The organism is Modestobacter sp. URMC 112 (genome assembly GCF_053502575.1).
In genome coordinates this window covers 4394023-4411846 of record NZ_CP199957.1, presented here as the reverse complement: position 1 = coordinate 4411846, position 17824 = coordinate 4394023, and the positions used below count along the sequence as shown (strand labels likewise).

The 17824-nt window shown below is 75.9% G+C and carries 17 protein-coding genes; 12 read left to right on the top strand and 5 right to left on the bottom strand.

Annotated elements, in window-relative coordinates; genetic code table 11:
• Positions 1-3: 3 nt before the first annotated feature.
• Positions 4-507 carry a DUF3180 domain-containing protein gene (locus ACWIX6_RS21000; RefSeq protein WP_448614380.1) on the top strand — a complete coding sequence of 168 codons (504 nt, stop codon included), beginning with the start codon at positions 4-6 and terminating at the stop codon, positions 505-507.
• A 48-nt stretch (positions 508-555) separates the two neighbouring features.
• Here ACWIX6_RS21000 and ACWIX6_RS20995 read toward each other — a convergent pair whose 3' ends face one another.
• From ACWIX6_RS20995 to ACWIX6_RS20980, 4 genes are all read right to left on the bottom strand, one after another.
• Positions 556-1521, bottom strand: a complete 966-nt coding sequence (locus ACWIX6_RS20995) for a glycine betaine ABC transporter substrate-binding protein (protein WP_448614379.1) — start codon at positions 1519-1521, stop codon at positions 556-558.
• A gap of 86 nt (positions 1522-1607) precedes the next feature.
• Complete coding sequence (locus tag ACWIX6_RS20990; protein WP_448614378.1) at positions 1608-2456, bottom strand: ABC transporter permease; 849 nt, start codon at positions 2454-2456, stop codon at positions 1608-1610.
• Positions 2453-3145, bottom strand: coding sequence for an ABC transporter permease (locus ACWIX6_RS20985; protein WP_448614377.1), 693 nt, complete (start codon positions 3143-3145; stop codon positions 2453-2455). Before ACWIX6_RS20985 ends, ACWIX6_RS20990 begins: the two co-directional genes overlap by 4 nt.
• Positions 3142-4278, bottom strand: a complete 1137-nt coding sequence (locus ACWIX6_RS20980) for an ABC transporter ATP-binding protein (RefSeq protein WP_448614376.1) — start codon at positions 4276-4278, stop codon at positions 3142-3144. Before ACWIX6_RS20980 ends, ACWIX6_RS20985 begins: the two co-directional genes overlap by 4 nt.
• A 367-nt stretch (positions 4279-4645) precedes the next feature.
• Between ACWIX6_RS20980 and ACWIX6_RS20975 the strand changes: the two genes are divergently transcribed.
• From ACWIX6_RS20975 to ACWIX6_RS20960, 4 genes are all read left to right on the top strand, one after another.
• Positions 4646-6208 carry a DUF6779 domain-containing protein gene (locus tag ACWIX6_RS20975; protein ID WP_448614375.1) on the top strand — a complete coding sequence of 521 codons (1563 nt, stop codon included), beginning with the start codon at positions 4646-4648 and terminating at the stop codon, positions 6206-6208.
• Between the two features lie 147 nt (positions 6209-6355).
• A complete protein-coding gene (locus ACWIX6_RS20970) occupies positions 6356-7069 on the top strand; it encodes a hypothetical protein (RefSeq protein ID WP_448614374.1) in 714 nt (237 codons plus the stop codon).
• Positions 7070-7157: 88 nt separating this feature from the next.
• Complete coding sequence (locus ACWIX6_RS20965) at positions 7158-7784, top strand: signal peptidase I (RefSeq protein ID WP_448614373.1); 627 nt, start codon at positions 7158-7160, stop codon at positions 7782-7784.
• A 1-nt stretch (position 7785) separates the two neighbouring features.
• Positions 7786-9468 carry a LamG domain-containing protein gene (locus ACWIX6_RS20960; protein WP_448614372.1) on the top strand — a complete coding sequence of 561 codons (1683 nt, stop codon included), beginning with the start codon at positions 7786-7788 and terminating at the stop codon, positions 9466-9468.
• 60 nt (positions 9469-9528) lie between these two features.
• On the opposite strand, the gene ACWIX6_RS20955 is transcribed toward ACWIX6_RS20960, so the two are convergent.
• Positions 9529-10284 carry an SDR family oxidoreductase gene (locus tag ACWIX6_RS20955; RefSeq protein WP_448614371.1) on the bottom strand — a complete coding sequence of 252 codons (756 nt, stop codon included), beginning with the start codon at positions 10282-10284 and terminating at the stop codon, positions 9529-9531.
• Positions 10285-10592: 308 nt separating this feature from the next.
• Here ACWIX6_RS20955 and ACWIX6_RS20950 point away from each other — a divergent pair, with 308 nt between their 5' ends.
• Genes ACWIX6_RS20950 through lysS form a run of 7 tightly spaced genes read left to right on the top strand, consistent with a single transcriptional unit; the run spans position 10593 to position 17807 of the window.
• Positions 10593-11561, top strand: coding sequence for a Rossmann-like and DUF2520 domain-containing protein (locus ACWIX6_RS20950; protein ID WP_448614370.1), 969 nt, complete (start codon positions 10593-10595; stop codon positions 11559-11561).
• Positions 11558-12430 carry a pantoate--beta-alanine ligase gene (gene panC / locus ACWIX6_RS20945; protein ID WP_448614369.1) on the top strand — a complete coding sequence of 291 codons (873 nt, stop codon included), beginning with the start codon at positions 11558-11560 and terminating at the stop codon, positions 12428-12430. Before ACWIX6_RS20950 ends, panC begins: the two co-directional genes overlap by 4 nt.
• Before the next feature lie 8 nt (positions 12431-12438).
• Complete coding sequence (panD, locus tag ACWIX6_RS20940) at positions 12439-12849, top strand: aspartate 1-decarboxylase (RefSeq protein WP_448614368.1); 411 nt, start codon at positions 12439-12441, stop codon at positions 12847-12849.
• Positions 12846-14519, top strand: a complete 1674-nt coding sequence (locus ACWIX6_RS20935) for an L-aspartate oxidase (protein ID WP_448614367.1) — start codon at positions 12846-12848, stop codon at positions 14517-14519. Before panD ends, ACWIX6_RS20935 begins: the two co-directional genes overlap by 4 nt.
• Positions 14520-14542: 23 nt before the next feature.
• Positions 14543-15460: a carboxylating nicotinate-nucleotide diphosphorylase gene (gene nadC, locus ACWIX6_RS20930; RefSeq protein ID WP_448614366.1), complete on the top strand. Its 918-nt coding sequence runs from the start codon at positions 14543-14545 to the stop codon at positions 15458-15460.
• Between the two features lie 2 nt (positions 15461-15462).
• Positions 15463-16290: a type III pantothenate kinase gene (locus ACWIX6_RS20925; RefSeq protein ID WP_448614365.1), complete on the top strand. Its 828-nt coding sequence runs from the start codon at positions 15463-15465 to the stop codon at positions 16288-16290.
• An 11-nt stretch (positions 16291-16301) separates the two neighbouring features.
• Positions 16302-17807, top strand: coding sequence for a lysine--tRNA ligase (gene lysS / locus ACWIX6_RS20920; protein ID WP_448614364.1), 1506 nt, complete (start codon positions 16302-16304; stop codon positions 17805-17807).
• Positions 17808-17824: the final 17 nt, after the last annotated feature.

Genomic DNA, 17824 nt, shown 5'->3' with positions numbered 1-17824 from the left:
CCCGTGACGCCGGTGCGCCGCCGCGACCTGCTGGTGGTCGTGGCCGGGCTGACCCTGGGGTCCTGGTTCCTGGTCCGGTCCGCCTACGGTGCGCTGCCCGGGATGGACTGGTGGCTGCCGGTCCCGCTGGGCGTGCTCGCCGTCGCGGAGGCGCTGGGTGCCCGGACACTGCGGGTCCGGCTGGCCGCGGAGCGGGACCGGCGTCCGCGCCCCGGCCGGGCCTCCGCGGCGGCCGCCGCCCGACCGGTCGAGCCGCTGCTGGTCGCCCGGGCGGCGGTGCTCGCCCAGGCCAGCGCCTACGTGGGAGCGGTGTTCGCCGGCTGCTGGGCCGGGCTGCTGCTGCACACGGTCCCCGCCCTGGGGCGGCTGTCGGCGGCCGCGGGGGACACCCTGACCGGCGTCCTGGGGGTGCTGCTGTCCGCGGCCCTGGTGGGCGCCGCGCTGTGGCTGGAGCACGAGTGCCGGGTCCCGGAGGACGGCGAGGACGCCGGCACGCCGTCGTCCTGACGGGCCGGCGCCGGACCCGGGGTGACCGGGCCGGCGCCGGCCCGGCGGTCAGGGCTGCTTCGCCAGGTCGGCGATCGAGGTCAGGCCGTACTCCTCGGCGGTCTCCCGGGTGACGGCGATCGCGTCCTTGTCCTCGGCCTCGGCCTGCGCCAGCACGGTCAGCCCCTCCGGGAGGGCGTCGGGCAGGGCGGCGTAGACGTCCTCGCCGCTGACCGCGGTCGCCTCCTCGTCGAAGTAGCTGAGCAGGGCGCCGCTGTACTCCGGGAACAGGTCGAGCGAACCGTCCTGCATGCCCTGCATGTAGGTCTCGCGGCTGCCGATGTTCAGCTGGGTGGTGACCGTGGCGCCCTGGGCCTGCAGCGCCTGGGCGTAGACGTTGGCCAGGATGACGTTTTCCTGGAAGTTCGCCGACCCGATGGTGAGGTCGGCGCCGGCGGCCTGGGTGCCCGCGGCGTCGAGGCCCTTCTCCGCCAGCCACTGCCCGGCCACCGCGGCCGGGTCCTGCTGGTCGATGATGACCTGCTCGTTGAGCTGGAGGAGGTCGTCGGTGGTCAGTTGCGCGGACACGGCGTCGAGCACCGCCCGCACACCGTCGGTGGCTGCCTCGGTGCTGATGAGCGGCAGCACCCGCTGCGCCCTGAACAGGTCCTCCGGGTCCTCCAGCACGACGAAGTCGTTGACCGAGATGCTCGGGTCGGTGGTGAAGATGTCGGCCGCGTCGATCTGGCCGTTCTTCAACGCGTTGATCGTCAGCGGACCCCCGGCGTCCAGGGCGCGGAACTCCCCGAAGGTGACCCCGTAGACCTCCTCGAGGCCGACGACCCCCTCCGGACGGGTCTCGAACTCCGGCGGCCCACCGAGCACCATGCCGGCGGCGATCGTGTCACCTCCCTCGGCGGGGCTGCTCCCGGAGGCGCTGCCACCCGCGCTGCTGCTCCCGGACTCCCCACACGCGGTCAGCGCGGTGAGCAGGACGGTCGCGCCGGTCAGCGCCGTGGCCATCGTGCGGTTCATTCATCTTCTCCTGAGGTCAGCCGCGGCGCGGTGCACCGGGTCGCCGGGGTACCGGGCGGCGGATGCCGCCCGCGATCGGGGACGGGTCACCCCGGAGGGCGCTCGCCGGAGGGTTCCAGCACGGCCGCCGGGGTGCTCGTCCGCGGGCTGTCGGGCGCGGTGCCCGCTCCGTCCGCGTCGGGGAGGGGACCGGCCAGCTCGGTCACCGCCGCGGTGCGGCTGTCGCCGCCGGCCGCCCGGCGGGAGAAGCGGCCGGACACGCCCCGCGACACGGTGGCCCGCTGGACGAGGGACAGGACCAGGTCGACGAGCACGGCCAGGGCGGCCACCAGCACCGCGCCGCCGGCCATCTGGCCGAACTGCCTGCTGGCCAGGCCGTCGTAGACGTAGCGGCCCAGCCCGTCGAGGCCGACGTAGGCCGCGATGGTCGCGGTGGCGATCACCTGCAGCGTCGCGCTGCGCAGGCCGGAGAACACCAGCGGCAGCGCGTTGGGCAGCTCCACCCGGAACAGCACCTGCCGCCCGGTCATCCCCATGCCCTGCGCGGCGTCGCGGACGGCGGGGGACACGTTCCGCATGCCGGCGTAGGTGTTGGCCAGGATCGCCGGCAGCGCGAGCAGCACCAGCACGATCTCCGTGGGCACCAGGTAGACGGCGTCACCGCGGCCGCTCATCAGCGGGGACACCATGACGTAGATGAGGATCAGCAGGCCCACCGTCGGGAGCGAGCGCAGACCGTTGGCCACCGAGACCAGCCAGCCCGCCCGGCCGCTGTGGCCCAGCACCAGGCCCAGTGGGAAGGCGATGAGCCCGGCGACCAGCACGGCCAGCGCCGTGTAGGCCAGGTGCGCCACGACCTGGTCGCCGATCCCGGGGGTGACCCGGGTGCCGGTCCAGTTCTGCGGGTCGTTGAGCCAGACGACGAGGTCGTTCACCGGGCGGCCACCGCCCGCTGCCAGGGGGTGACCAGCCGGGCGCCGAGGACGATCAGGCCGTCCAGCACCAGCGCGAGGGCGAGGCACAGCACGATGCCCAGCGTGATCGGCGGGTAGTAGGGCCCGCTGACCGACAGCTGGAAGCCGGTGATGAACAGCTGGCCCAGCTGCGGGATGCCGATCGTCGCTGCGATGGCGACCAGGCTGACGTTGGCCACCGTGGCCACCCGCAGGCCGGCGGCGATGACCGGGACGGCGAGGGGCAGCTCCACGCTGCGCAGCCGTTGCAGGGGCGTGAGGCCCATCGCGGTGGCCGACTGCAGCACGTCGTCCGGGACGGCGGCCAGTCCGTCGGCCACCACCCGGACCAGCAGCGCGACGGTGTAGACGGTCAGCGCGGCGACCACGTTGACCGGGTCGAGGACCCGGGTGCCCAGCAGGGTCGGCATGACGACGAAGAGCGCCAGCGACGGGATGGTGTAGAGCAGGCCGGTCACCGAGACCACCGGCGGGTACACCCAGCGGTAGCGGCGGGCCAGCCAGCCGATCGGCAGGGAGACCGCGAGGCCGATGACCACCGGGAGGACCGAGAGCCAGGTGTGCGACCAGAGCAGGTCGAGGACCTCGGCGCGGTGCTCGGCGAAGTAGCCGAACAGGTCCCACGGCGCCGACCCGGCCGCGGTGGTCATGCCCGGCCCCTCGCGGGGGCGTCCGCGGCGCGGGCGGAGACGTGCTCGAGGACGGTGCCGGCGTCCACCGAGCCGGCGAGCCGGCCGGTGTCGTCGACCACCACGCCCCGCCCGCTGGGGGAGGAGAGCGCGGCGTCCAGCGCCTCCCGCAGGGTGCCGCCGACCGGGGCCAGCGTGCCACCGAGGTTGAGCAGCTCCGGGCCGACCGCGTCGCCCGGCGCCGGGCCGGGCCCCCCGTCGGGATGGGCCCGCAGGTGCAGCCAGCCCTGGGGCCGCTCGTCGGCGTCCACGACCAGCACCCAGTCGTCGAGGGCGACGTCGCGGGCGCGGGCCACCGGTGAGCCAAGGGCCACGGTGGGTTCCGGGCGCACGGCCACCTCGGCGGAGACGAAGCCCAGTGCCCGGTAGCCGCGGTCGCGGCCGACGAAGCCGGCCACGAACGGGTCCGCGGGGGTGGCGAGCAGGTCCGCGGGGGTGGCCAGCTGGGCCAGCTTCCCGCCGACGGCCAGGACGGCGACGGTGTCCCCGAGCCGGATCGCCTCGTCGATGTCGTGGGTGACGAACACGATCGTCTTGCCCAGTTCCTCCTGCAGCCGGAGGAACTCCCGCTGCAGCTGGTCGCGGACCACCGGGTCGACGGCGCTGAACGGCTCGTCCATCAGCATCACCGGCGGGTCGGCCGCCAGAGCCCGGGCCACCCCGACCCGCTGCTGCTGCCCGCCGGAGAGCTGGGCGGGGTAGCGGTCGGCGAACGCGGCCGGCAGGCCGACCCGCTCCAGCAGCTCCAGGGCCCGGGCGCGCGCCTGCCGGCGACCGGTCCCGGTGAGCATCGGCACGGTGGCGACGTTGTCCACCACGGTGCGGTGCGGGAACAGGCCCGCGTGCTGGATGACGTAGCCGATGCCGCGGCGCAGCTCGGTGGCCGGCACCGAGGTGACGTCCCGGTCGTCGATGGTGATCGTGCCGGAGGTCGGCTCGATCATCCGGTTGATCATCCGCAGGCTGGTGGTCTTGCCGCAGCCGGAGGGCCCGACCAGGGCGGTGATCTGACCCGACGGGGCGGTCAGGCTCAGCCCGTCGACCGCGACGGTGCCGTCGGGGTACGCCTTGGTGACCGTGTCGAAGCGGATCATCGGTGTCCTTCCTCGGGCGCCTGGCCGGTGGGCGCCTGCGGGGTCCGGTGCTGCCCGGTGGGCGGTGCGGATGCGACGTCCGGCGACGGCACGATGGGGCGGCACGGGGATGGGGCCACCGGCCCTCCTCGATCGGCTCGCGCTTCCGGGGCGGTCGACCGGCTCGTTCCAGCAGGTCGGGGACACGTGCCGTGCCATCGAAACACACCCGGTCGTGCACTCCGTAAGTCCTGGGCGAGCGGGAGGACCCGCCTGTGACCGGATCGTTGCCCGGCGGGAGGGGCCGGTCCCGGTCCTGGAGCCGCCCGGCGGCGCGCCTGGACGGTGAATGAGCGGGGTCGGCGGGAGCCGCCACTACCCTGGCCCCATGGCAGGTCGTCGGGACGACAGCACCGGCGACCGCACCCCCGCCACCCCGGCCGACGACGACGGCGGCCGGCCGGCCGGCCGGCGCTCCGCGGCGCACACCGCCGGGCTCGCGGTCGGGCTGTTGATGGCGGTCGGCGCCACCGTCGCGGTCCTCGCCAGCGACGACCCCCTGCACCTGCGGATCGGCCTGCTGGCGGCCTGCTGGGCCTTCCTCGTGGCCGCCTTCCTCGCCGGAGGCCGTCGCGCCGACCAGCTGGCGGCGCAGGCACGCGAGGCGGAGCTGCGGCACGCGTACGAGATCGAGCTGGAGCGCGAGGTGGCCGCCCGCGCGGCGTACGAGCGGGACCTCGAGCAGCGGTTGCGCCGGGAGAGCGAGCAGGGCGTGCTGCGCGAGCTGGCCGACCTCCGTGCCGGGCTGTCCGGCCTGTCCGGTCTGCGCGCTGACCTGGCGGGCCTCGGGGAGCTGCGTGCCGACCTCGGGCGGCTGCGCGGCGAGCTGGCCGAGCAGCTGTCCGGGGAGCTGCTGATCGAGCGCATGGTCATGCGGGCCCAGGCGGTCCGGCTGCCGGGGGAAGGGGCGGCCGACGGCGGACGCACCCTGGACGGCGTGACCGCCACCGGTGGCCCGGTCAGCGGGTCCTGGGAGCTGCACACCACCGTCGCGCGCTGGACCGGGGACGGCGAGCCCGCCGGACCCTCCGCCGGTGCGCCTCCCGCCCGCTCCCTGAGGCCCATCCCGAGCCGCACCCCGCCCCGGCCGCCCGCGCCGGGGGACGAGTCGACGCTGCGCCAAGCGCGGCTGGACGACGAGCCGGCGGCAGGCGCCCCGCCCGTCGGCGCCTCGCCGATCAGGGCCTCGCCGGTCGGGGCCTCACCGGTCGGGACTTCGTCACCTGCGGACGTGGCGGTCGGGGCCGTGCCGCCGGCCGCGCTCCCCGTGCCGGAGGTGGAGCGGCCGGTGCCGGTCCGCGAGTCCGACCTGCCGGTGGAGGAGGTCGCTCCGACCGTCGCCGTCCCGGCCGAGCCGGTGAACGACCCGGCCGTCGTCCCGGCCGTCGTCCCGGCCGGGCCGGTGGAGGAGCCGGCCGTCGTGGCACCCTCGCCGCCCGGCGTCGGGTCCGTCGAGCCGTCACCGGCGGCGTCCGCGTCGGCCGCCGACCGGCCGGTGCCGGGCAGCCGCCACCGGGTGGGCCTGGAGAGCGCCTCCGGAGGACCCGCCGCCGCGCCGCGCCGGCACCGTCGCGCGGCTGAGCCGGACGACGCGCCGCCGGTGGCAGCCGCCGGAGCCGCCGCGTCGACCGGGTCGCCCGGATCGCCGACGGAGGCGCCGGTGACCGCCGAGCCGCCCGGCACGCGGGAGCCTGCTGACGCGGCCCGGCCCAGGCCGGCTCCCGGAGCGGCGGGGGCGGCTCCGGGACATGCCCGGCTCGAGCAGATCCTGGCCGGGAGCGGGGTCGCGCCCGCCGAGGGCCGGCGTCGCCGCCGGTACCGGGACGAGACCGACCCGGAGCCGGCCGACGACGTCCTGGCCCGGGTCCTCGGTCACACCCCTCCGGTGTGAGCGGGGTCGGCCGGAGCCGGGTGCCCGGGGTGGTGCGGGTCCCCCGTACGGGTGACCCTCCGGCGGGAGGACGCCGAGCCGGTGCGTGAGGTCTCAAGCAGGCGGCAGGTGGTGCCGATGGGCTCGTAACAGCTCGAAGGAGGCACCGTGAACACCAGCCGTCGGCCAGCACCCCGCCCGACCACGACTCAGTACCGGCACGGCACGACCGTGACCCGGGCGCGCCGCAGGATCGCCGTCCTCGTGGCGGCCGTGCCGGTCGGCCTGCTCGCCTGCGGGACCCTGGTCTGGCAGTCCTCGGCCGCCGCGTTCACCGCCACGACCAGCACCCCCATGAACTCCTACGAGACCGGGGTCGTCCAGCTGGGCAACGACCGCAGCGCGACCGCCCTGTTCACGACCACGTCCGAGGGCCTGCTGGTGCCCGGCAGCACCGGGCACAAGTGCGTGACGGTCACGTACACCGGGAACGTCGACACCGCCGCTGCCGGGGTACGCCTGTACGGGACGCTGACGGCCGACTCCTCCGCCGAGCTCGCCGCCGCGCTGCGGGTCACGGTGCAGATGTCCACCACGGCGCTGAGCCCGGCGCCGGACGCCGACTGCCTCCCGGGCTTCCAGGCATCGCCGGTCACCTACCCCACCACGGCCTTCAGCGCCTTCCCCACCAACTACGGCGCGGGGCTCGGTGACGCGAACGGGGACGCGCTGGGCGACTGGCGGCCCTCCGCCACGACGGACAGGTCCCGGACGTACCGGATCTCCTACAGCCTCCCGACCGGTTCCTACCCCAGCACCGTCCAGGGGAAGAAGGTCGGGATGACCTTCACCTGGGAGGTCCAGAGCGCGCCCGGCGACTGACGCCGTCGGCGCCGGCTCAAGGACGTCGTCCGGACAGCCGAAGAAGGAGTCGGACTGACTCTGCACGCACCCCAGGAGACGAGGACGGATGTTCCAGCGGCGCGGGACGACGCAGGCCGACAGAGTCGGCCGCGACAGCGCGGGGCGCTCGCGGCGCCGTGGGGCGCTCCTCGCCGCCGCCGCCGGCATCGGCACCGTCTCCCTGGTGGCGGGCATGCTGGTCCTGACCGTGGTCCCGCCGGTCCTCGGCCTGCGGTCGGACGTGGTGCTGTCCGGGTCGATGCGCCCGGCGCTCGCGCCCGGTGACGTGGTCGTCTCCTCGCCCGTGCGGGCCGGGGAGCTCCTCGTGGGTGACGTCGTCGTGGTCCCCGACCCGGCGCGACCCGGCGAGACGCTGGTGCACCGGGTGGACGGCGTGGGGCCCGACGGCTCCCTCGTCACCCGCGGCGACGCGAACGCCGGCGCCGACTCCACCCCGGTGGCCCCGGACGACGTCCTGGGTCGCGGTCGGCTGCGAGTGCCCTACGTCGGCGTGGTGTCCCTGTGGTTGCAGCAGGGGCGCGTCCTGCCCCTCGTCGGTGCCTTGCTCCTCGTGGCCGTGGCGACGTGGGGGACGGCGACCGCGGCCACGTCCGCGTCCGCCGTCCCCCAGCGGGGACGCCGGGTGACACCTCCGCGTCCCCTCGGTCCCACTCCCGGGGAAGGCGTCGCCTGACGTGAGCTGGACCGACGACGCCCACCGGGCCGAGATGCGGCGCGCCCGGGTGTCCTGGCCGCTGCCTCGTGCGGTGGTGGCGGCCACCTGCGCGGCGGTGGTCACCGCTGCCCTCGCCGTTGCCGGACCCGGCGGGGCCTGGGCGTCGTTCACGGGGACGACGGTCAACACGGGCAGCGAGCTGAGGGCTCACGCCGCCTTCCCGGACTACCGCACTGCGGTCCTGAACAGCAACCCGGTCGTGTACCACCCCTTCGACGACCCCTACGGCAGCAGTGCCGCCGGGGCCATCCGAGGCACTGCCGGCACCTACAACGGTGCGGCCGTCGTGTCGTCCGTCCCCGCCGGAGCGATCGCGACGAGTGCGGGCGGCCCGCGGAGGGCCGTGAGGTTCTCCCCAGGGGCCTTCGCTGCGGCCAACAGCACCACCACGCTCAGCGCCGCCGCCGTGAACACGCAGCAGCTGACCCTGGAGGCATGGGTGCGCACCGGACAGGGCGGGGCGGTGGTGAGCCTGTTCCCCGAGGGCGCACCCACGACCCCGGGGAGGGCCCAGCTCTACGTCAACGGCTCCGGCATGGCCTGCGTCGGCCTCACCCTGGAGGGGGCTGCCCTGCAGGAGGTGTGCGGGTCCGACCCGGAGGACACCAGGGTCTGGACCTCCGCGGACCAGGCCTCCCCGGTGTGGCGCCACGTCGCCGCGGTCATCGAGCCCATCCCCTCCCGTGGCGCCGGCACCGAGGTGAGCGTCTACGTCGACGGCTCCGTCGTCTACGACCACCAGCTGACGGGCACCTGGCCCCAGACGCTCTCCGGGCGCTGGCGCGTGGGCAGCGCGCCGATCACGGCCGACACCAACGCCGCCCGTCCGGCTCCGGACACCTGGTCCGGGGACATCGACGAGGTCGCCGTCTACGCCACGGCGCTGCCCCCGCCCGAGATCAGCAAGCACCACCAACTGGGTCTGGGCAACCCCGCCGGCAGCAACTACGCCACCTACATCAGGGGCCTGCCGAACCTCCAGCTGTACTGGCAGCTGGAGGAGCAGCCGTCGGCCACGGCCCGGTCCGTGGCCGATGCCTCGCCCGGCGGGACCAGCGTCGGGACCTACCACAGCTACCCCGACCTCGAGCTGGCCGGCGCCCCCACCGGGACCACGCCGACCTCGACGGGGGTGGCCGTCGGCCTCTGGGGTGTCGCCGGCATCTCCGCCGGCGGCAACCGCAGCACCCCCGCGGCCTTCTCCGCCGAGGTCTGGTTCAAGTCCTCCGGCGGCACGGGTCCCCTGGTCGGCTTCACCCCGACGGCGGCGGGGAACGTCCCGGACCGGGCGGTCTACCTCACCGCCACCGGGGACCTGGCCTTCGGCATGAGCGTCCCGAGACGGACCCTCACCGCCGGCAGGAACTTCCGCGACGGGCAGTGGCACCTCGTGACCGCCACGATGGGCGCCGGCGGCCGCATGTCCCTGTACGTCGACGGCGAGCTGGCGGCGGCTGACGCCTCGGCCGCCGCGACGGCTTCCGACCCCGGTCTCTGGCGCTGGGGCGGCGGAGGCAACTACACGAGCTATCCGACCCAGCCGGGCGCGCCGTTGTTCACCGGTCTGCTCGACGAGGCGTCGGTGTACGACGTGGAGCTCTCGGCCGAGGACGTCGCCGTCCACTGGGGCGCCAAGTTCTGAAGAAGGACCTCCCTGCCCCCCACCCCTCGCGAGCTCGGCGCGGGCCCCTGCAGGGGGCCGCTAGCTGATGGGGCCGCGCGACAGTGCGCCGCCGTCGAGCACCAGGGTCTGCCCGGTCACCCACCCGGCGCCGTCGCCCAGCAGGTAGGCGGCGGCCTCGCCGATGTCCTCGGGCACGCCCAGCCGACCGGCCGGGTACTGGCGCGTGACCTCGTCCTCCCGCCCGCTGAACAGCGCCTCGGCGAAGCGGGTCTTCACCACCGCGGGGGCCACCGCGTTCACCCGCACCTTGGGGCCGAGCTCGACGGCCAGCTGGGTGGTCAGGTTGACCAGCGCGGCCTTGCTGACGCCGTAGGCCCCGATGCCCTCGCTGGACTTCAGCCCGGCCACCGAGGCGACGATGAGGACCGACCCGCCGTGCTCGGACATCCACGCCCGCCAGGCCTCCTGGACCAGACCCAGGCTGGACACGACGTTGGTGTCCAGGATCTTCCGGAAGGCGTCGAGCGGGGCCTCCATCAGCGGGCCGTACACCGGGTTGATCCCGACGTTGCCGACGAGGCAGTCCAGGCTGCCGAAGGTGTCGATCGCGGTGCGGACGGCCTCGGCGCGGTGCTCGGGGTCGGCGGCGTTGCCGGCCACGGCCACGGCCTTCTCGGCCCCGCCCAGGGCCTCGACGGCCTCGGCGAGCGCGTCGGGCTTGCGTGCGGTGAGCACCACGCGCGCCCCCCGCTGTACCAGGCTCGTCGCGATCGCCAGCCCGATGCCCCGGCTGCCCCCGGTGACCAGTGCGGTGCGTCCCTCGAACGTGCTCACCGTGCTCCTCCCGATCGGACCGGCCGCGGTGCCGGCGTCACAAGGTATCCGGCGAACCGACCGGCACCTCGGGGTGAGTCAGAGCACACCCGGGGCCGTTGCGGCCGGACCAGGGCCGTCCCACACTTGCCCCGGGTGCGACGTCTGCGTGGCACATCCGTCCGGTCCGGTCCGGCGGGTGGCCGCAGCAGGCGGGACACCCGGGAACGACCGCTCCGCCGCACGACCCTCACCGCCGTCCACGACGACGTGGGCGCAGCAACCCGAGTCCGGTACCCGCGAGGGACTGGAACGAGAGGTGCACCGGGATGCCTGGTCCCCTGCGCGCGCCACGGCGCGCGACCCCCACTGCCGCACTGCCAGCTCCCGGCCTCCCGCCGGCCGCCTCCGCCCCCGCCCGGCTCCGGGTGGGCGTCATCGGCGCCGGCCGGGTCGGCTCCGTCCTCGGCGCCGCCCTCACCGCGGCCGGCCACGACGTCGTCGCCGCCTCGGGGCTCTCCACCGCCTCCGCCGACCGGGCCGCCCGGCTGCTGCCCGGCGTCCCGCTGCTGCCGGCCGACGAGGTCGTCCGCGCCGCGGACCTGGTCGTCCTGGCCGTCCCCGACGACATCCTGTCCGGGCTGGTCGCCGGCCTCGCCGAGACCGGTGCCTGGCGCCGGGGGCAGCTGACCTTCCACACCTCGGGTGCGCACGGCCTGGCCGTGCTCGCCCCGGCGGGGCAGGCCGGGGTGCTCCCGCTGGCCCTGCACCCGGCGATGACCTTCTCCGGCGGCCCGGAGGACCTGCAGCGGCTGGCCGCCGCGCCGTTCGGCGTCACCAGCGCCCCCGAGCACCGGGCGGTCGCGGAGACCCTCGTGCTGGAGATGGGGGGTGAGCCCTTCTGGGTCGCCGACGCCGACCGCGGGCTCTACCACGCGGCGCTGGTGACCGGCGCCAACCACCTGGTCACCCTGGTCGCGGAGGCCGCCGACCTGCTCCGCGGCGCCGGGGTCGCCGACCCGGCCCGGGTCCTCACCCCGCTGCTGACCGCCGCCCTGGACAACGGGCTGCGCCGCGGTGACCGCGGGCTCACCGGGCCGGTCAGCCGGGGGGACGTCGGCACGGTCGCCGCCCACCTGCAGACGCTGACCGAGCGTGCGCCGTCCGCCGTGGACGCCTACGTGGCGCTGGCCCGGCGCAGCACCGAGCGCCAGCTGGCGGCCGGCCGGCTCAAGCGGCACGAGGGGGCGCCTCTGCTGGAGCTGCTCAGCGGCGACCCGGAGGAGGCGGCCCGATGACCGTCGGCACCACCACCCCCGCCGTCGCGGAGGACACCGCCCAGCTGCGCCTGCTGCGGGACGCCCTGCCCGCCCCGGTCGTCCTGGTGCCCACGATGGGCGCGCTGCACGAGGGCCACCGCAGCCTGGTCCGCGCGGCCCGCGGGTACGGCGGCAGCGTCGTGGTCTCGGTGTTCGTCAACCCCAGCCAGTTCGGGCCGGGCGAGGACTTCGACCGCTATCCCCGCACCTGGGACGCCGACCTGACGGCCCTGGCCGAGGAGGGCGCCGACCTGGTGTTCCACCCGCCGGTCGAGGAGGTCTACCCGCCCGGGGCGGTGGGGGTCACCGTGCAGCCCGGCCCGCTGGGCGAGGTGCTGGAGGGCGCCGTCCGGCCCGGGCACTTCGCCGGCGTGCTGACCGTCGTGGCCAAGCTGTTCGGGCTGGTGCGCCCGGACGTCGCCGTCTTCGGGGAGAAGGACTACCAGCAGCTCACGCTCATCCGGGCGATGGCCCGCGAGCTGGCGCTCGGCGTCGAGGTGGTCGGCGCTCCCACCGTCCGGGAGGACGACGGGATGGCGCTGTCCTCCCGCAACCGCTACCTGACCCAGCGCCAGCGGACGACCGCCGCGGCGATCTCCGCGGCGCTGCGGGCCGGCGCGGCCGCCGGGCCGCAGGGCGGGGACGCGGTGCTGGCCGAGGCCCGCCGGGTGCTCGCCGGGGCCCCGGACCTGGTGCCGGACTACCTGGAGCTCACCGGGCCCGACCTGGGGCCCGCGCCGGCCGCGGGCCCGGCCCGGCTGCTGGTCGCCGCCCGCGCGGGCAGCACCCGACTGATCGACAACACCGCCGTGACGCTGCACACCTCAGAGCTGGGGGACCCCCGATGATGCGCACCATGCTGAAGAGCAAGATCCACCGGGCCACGGTGACCCAGGCGGACCTGCACTACGTCGGATCGGTCACCGTCGACGAGGACCTGCTGGACGCCGCGGACCTGCTCCCGGGCGAGCAGGTCGCGATCGTCGACGTCACCAACGGCGCCCGGCTGGAGACCTATGTCATCCCCGGCGAGCGGGGCAGCGGCGTGATCGGCATCAACGGCGCCGCCGCGCACCTGGTGCACCCCGGCGACCTGGTGATCCTGATCAGCTACGGCCTGATGGACGAGACCGAGGCCAAGAGCCTCCTGCCCCGCGTCGTGCACGTGGACGGCGACAACCGGGTGGTCGAGCTGGGCGCGGACCCGGCCGCGCCGTCGCCGGGGGTGCTGGGGCAGGTGCGCGGCGACGTCGTCGCGCCCCGGTGACCACCCTGACCGCGGCCCCCGCCACCGGCCTGCCCGTGCGGCTGCGGGCCGCGGTCCCCGGCTGGGAGCTGACCGCCGACGTCTGCGTGGTGGGCTCCGGCGTGGCCGGTCTCTGCGTCGCGCTGCACGCCCGGGCCGCCGGTCTCAGCGTCGCCGTGGTCACCAAGGTCCGGGTGGACGACGGCTCGACCCGGTGGGCGCAGGGCGGCATCGCCGCGGTCCTGGACGCCGCCGACACCCCCGGTGCGCACGCCCGGGACACCGAGGTCGCCGGTGTCGGCCTGTGCGACCCCGACGCGGTCCTGACGCTGGTCACCGAGGGCCCGGAGCGGCTGCGCCAGCTGATCAGCTGGGGCGCCGCCTTCGACCGGGACGGCGCCGGGCGGCTGCTGCTCACCCGCGAGGGCGGGCACTCCACCGACCGGATCGTGCACGCCGGTGGCGACGCGACCGGCGCGGAGGTGCAGCGGGCGCTCACCGAGGCCGTCGAGGCCGACCCGGGGATCACCCTGGTCGAGCACGCGATGGTGCTGGACCTGCTGACCGACGCCGCCGGCCGGGCCGCCGGGGTCACCCTGCACGTCCTCGGGGAGGGCGCCGCCGACGGGGTGGGCGCCGTCCGGTCCCGGGCGGTCGTGCTGGCCACCGGCGGGATGGGCCAGGTCTACGCCGCGACGACGAACCCCGCGGTCTCCACCGGCGACGGCGTCGCGCTGGGCCTGCGGGCCGGCGCGGTCGCCACCGACCTGGAGTTCGTCCAGTTCCACCCGACCGCGCTGTACCTCGGGCCGGACGCGCGCGGCCAGCAGCCCCTGGTGTCCGAGGCGCTGCGCGGGGAGGGCGCGCTGCTGGTCGACGGTGCCGGTGTGCGGTTCATGACCGGCGTGCACGAGCTGGCCGAGCTGGCGCCGCGCGACGTGGTGGCCAAGGCGATCACCCGGGTGCAGCTCCGGGACGGCGTGGACCACGTGGAGCTCGACGCCCGGCACGTGCCCGGGCTGGCCGAGCGCTTCCCGACCATCGTGGCCAGCTGCCGGCGGGCCGGCATCGACCCGGTCACCGACCTGGTGCCGGTCACCCCGGCCGCGCACTACGCCTCCGGCGGGCTGGCGACCGACCTCACCGGCCGCACCACCGTGCCCGGGCTCTACGCCTGCGGGGAGGTGGCGTGCACCGGCGTGCACGGGGCCAACCGGCTGGCCTCCAACTCGCTGCTGGAGGGCCTGGTCTTCGCCGGCCGGATCGGTGGGTCGCTGGCCCGGGACCTGCCGGTGCCCAGCGCCGCGGTCCCGTCCCCGGCCCTGCTCGGCGGCCTGCTGGACCCCGCCGTCCGGGCCGGGCTGACCGCCACCATGTCCAGCCGGGTGGGCGCGCTGCGCAGCGGCCGGGGCCTGGCCGAGGCCGCCGGCCGGCTGGCCGCGCTGGCCGCCGACCGGGACGACGTCCGCCCGGGTGTGGACAGCTGGGAGGCCACCGACCTGCTCACCGTGGCCACCGCGCTGACCGCCGCCGCGGGAGCGCGGGAGGAGACCCGGGGCTGCCACTGGCGGGAGGACCACCCCGACGCCGACGACCGGTGGCGGGTCCACCTGGACGTGCGGCTCGACGCCGATGGCCTGGTGCAGCTGGCCCGCCGTCCGGTGGGCACCCCGGTGGCGGTGGACTGGTGAGTGTGCGGACGAGGGAGACACCGGTGGGCGGAGCGCTGCGGGACCCGGCGGACCTGGCCGGCACCGGCCTGGACGAGGCCTGGGTGACCGAGCTGGTGGAGCGCACGCTGGCCGAGGACCTCAGCGCCGGTGCGCCGCTGCCGGCCGACCCGGCCGCCGCCGTCGCGCTGGACGTGACCAGCGCGGCCACGGTGCCCGCCGACCAGCTCGGGACCGCGGACCTGGTGGCCCGCGCGCCGGGGGTCGTGGCCGGTCTGCCGCTGGCCGCCCGGGTCATCGGCCGGCTGGCGCCGGACGCCACCGTCACCGCCGCGGCTGCCGACGGCGACCGGGTGGGCCGCGGCGACGTCCTGCTGACCGTCACCGGACCGGTCCGCGCCCTGCTGGCCGCCGAGCGCAGCGCGCTGAACATCGCCAGCAGGGCCAGCGGGATCGCCACGGCCACCCGCGCCTGGGTGGACGCCGTCGCCGGCACCGGCGCCGTCGTCCTGGACACCCGCAAGACGACCCCGGGGCTGCGGCCGCTGGAGAAGTACGCGGTGCGCTGCGGCGGCGGGTCGAACAAGCGGATGGGCCTCTACGACGTGGCCATGGTCAAGGACAACCACGTCGCCGCCGCGGGCTCGGTGGCCGCGGCCGTCGCGCTGGTCCGGGAGCGGACCTCGGTCCCCGTGCAGGTCGAGGTGGACGAGGTCGCGCAGGCCCGGGAGGCGGTGGACGCCGGCGCGGACTTCCTGCTCTGCGACAACATGACGCCCGAGCAGCTGCGCGCGGTGGTGGCCGACGTCGGCGGCGAGGTGGAGATCGAGGCGACCGGCGGGCTCACCCTGGACGTCGCCGGCGAGGTGGCCGCGACCGGGGTGGACTTCCTGTCCGTCGGCGGGCTCACCCACTCCTCGCCGATCCTGGACCTGGCCCTGGACCTGCGGACCGGGGCCTGACCGTGCTGCTGACCGTGGACGTCGGCAACAGCCAGACGGTGCTGGCCACCTTCGACGGGGACCGGCGGGTCGACTGCTGGCGGGTCACCACGCACCCGCGGGCCACCGCCGACGAGCTGCACCTGCTGTGGCGCGGGGTGCTGCGGGACACCCAGGTCACCGGCGTGGCCGCCTGCTCCACGGTGCCAGCGCTGCTGCCGGCGCTGCGCCAGCTGCTCGACCGGCTCGCCGTCCCGGTGACCCTGATCGGCCCCGGCGTGCGGACCGGCGTGCCGCTGCACGTGGACAACCCGCGGGAGGTGGGCGCCGACCGGGTGGTCACCGCACTGGCCGCCCACGAGCTGTACGGGACCGCCCCGGACGGCACCGCGCGGCCGGTCGTCGTCGTCGACTTCGGCACCTCCACCAACGTCGACGCCGTCGGCCCCGCGGGCCAGTTCCTGGGCGGCGCGCTCGCGCCCGGGGTCGAGGTCAGCCTGGACGCGCTGGCCAGCGCTGCGGCCCAGCTGCGCTCGGTGGAGCTGACCGTGCCCCCGCACGCCATCGGCAAGAACACCGTCGCGGCCCTGCAGTCCGGGCTGGTGCTGGGCTTCGCCGGGCTGGTCGACGGGTTGGTCGGCCGGATCGCCGGCGAGCTGGTGGAGCAGTTCGGCGTCCCGCCCCTGGTCGTCGCCACCGGTGGACTGCACCGGCTGCTGGTGGACAGCTGCCGGACCATCGCCGAGCGGGAGCCGGACCTGACGGTGCACGGGCTGCGGCTGGCGTTCGCCCGGCACCAGGCCGGCGGGCACCCCGGTCCGGGTGGCCAGCCCGCGGGGCGGCGTCCGTAGGCTCCCGGACCGTGAGCGAGGAACCCCCCGGCCATCCCGACGACGAGCTCCCCGAGCAGCTGCGGGTCCGGCGGGCCAAGCTGGACCGGCTGCGCGAGGCCGGGGTCGACCCCTACCCGGTCGCCGTGGCCCGGACCACCTCGCTGGCCGAGGTGCGGGCCGCGCACCCCGACCTCGAGCCGGACACCCTGACCGGCGAGCAGGTCGGCGTCACCGGACGGGTGATCTTCTCCCGGAACACCGGCAAGTTGTGCTTCGCCACCCTGCGGGAGGGCGACACCGAGCTGCAGGTGATGCTGTCGGTCGACCGCGTCGGCGAGGACGCGCTGGCGGCCTGGAAGTCCGACGTCGACCTGGGCGACCACGTGCTGGTGACCGGCGAGGTGGGCACCTCCCGCCGGGGCGAGCTGTCGGTGTTCGCCGACTCCTGGCAGCTGGCGGCCAAGGCGCTGCGGCCGCTGCCGGTGGCGCACAAGCCGATGAGCGAGGAACTGCGCGTCCGCCGCCGCTACGTCGACCTGATCGTGCGGGACGAGGCGCGCCGCACCGTGCAGCAGCGGTCCACCGTGATGCAGACGCTGCGGTCGGGGCTGACCGCCCGGCGGTTCCTCGAGGTGGAGACCCCGATGCTGCAGACGGTGCACGGCGGCGCGGCCGCGCGGCCGTTCCGGACGCACATGAACGCCTTCGACCTCGACCTGTTCCTGCGGATCGCGCCGGAGCTGTTCCTGAAGCGGTGCATCGTCGGCGGGCTGGACCGCGTCTTCGAGATCAACCGCAACTTCCGGAACGAGGGGGCGGACTCCTCGCACTCACCGGAGTTCGCGATGCTCGAGACCTACGCCGCGTACTGGGACTACCAGGGGATGGCGACCCTGACCCGGGAGCTGGTCCAGGAGTGCTGCGCGGCGCTGTTCGGTGACCACGTGGCCCGCCACCACGACGGCACGGAGCTGGACCTCTCGGGGGAGTGGCCCCAGGTCCGGCTGTACGACGTGGTGTCCGCGGCAGTGGGCGAGGAGGTCACCCCGGAGACGCCGGTCGAGCGGCTGCGCGCCCTGGCCGAGCGGCACGACGTGGGTGTGGACCCGGCCTGGCTGCCCGGCAAGGTGGTCGAGGAGCTGTTCGAGGCGCTGGTCCAGGACTCCCTGCAGCGCCCGACCTTCGTGGTGGACTACCCGCTGGACACCTCGCCGCTGACCCGGGCACACCGGTCGGTCCCCGGTGTCGCGGAGAAGTGGGACCTGTACATCGCCGGGGTGGAGCGGGCCACCGCCTACTCCGAGCTGGTCGACCCGGTGGCCCAGCGCGAGCGCTTCTCGGCGCAGGCCCAGCTCGCCGCGGCCGGCGACCCCGAGGCCATGGCGCTGGACGAGGACTTCCTGGAGGCCCTGGAGTACGGCATGCCGCCCACCGGCGGGATGGGCATGGGCATGGACCGGCTGATGATGACCCTCACCGGGCTGGGCATCCGGGAGACCATCCTGTTCCCGCTCGTCCGGCCGCTCAGCAGCTGAGCCGCGGCCGGCGCCGC

Bases quoted from the DNA above. Each gene is read 5' to 3' on its own strand.
- ACWIX6_RS20995 (WP_448614379.1), bottom strand. From the start codon at position 1,521: ATGAACCGCACGATGGCCACGGCGCTGACCGGCGCGACCGTCCTGCTC.
- ACWIX6_RS20985 (WP_448614377.1), bottom strand. From the start codon at position 3,145: ATGACCACCGCGGCCGGGTCGGCGCCGTGGGACCTGTTCGGCTACTTC.
- ACWIX6_RS20980 (WP_448614376.1), bottom strand. From the start codon at position 4,278: ATGATCCGCTTCGACACGGTCACCAAGGCGTACCCCGACGGCACCGTC.
- ACWIX6_RS20975 (WP_448614375.1), top strand. From the start codon at position 4,646: ATGGCAGGTCGTCGGGACGACAGCACCGGCGACCGCACCCCCGCCACC.
- ACWIX6_RS20965 (WP_448614373.1), top strand. From the start codon at position 7,158: ATGTTCCAGCGGCGCGGGACGACGCAGGCCGACAGAGTCGGCCGCGAC.
- ACWIX6_RS20950 (WP_448614370.1), top strand. From the start codon at position 10,593: ATGCCTGGTCCCCTGCGCGCGCCACGGCGCGCGACCCCCACTGCCGCA.
- panC (WP_448614369.1), top strand. From the start codon at position 11,558: ATGACCGTCGGCACCACCACCCCCGCCGTCGCGGAGGACACCGCCCAG.
- panD (WP_448614368.1), top strand. From the start codon at position 12,439: ATGCTGAAGAGCAAGATCCACCGGGCCACGGTGACCCAGGCGGACCTG.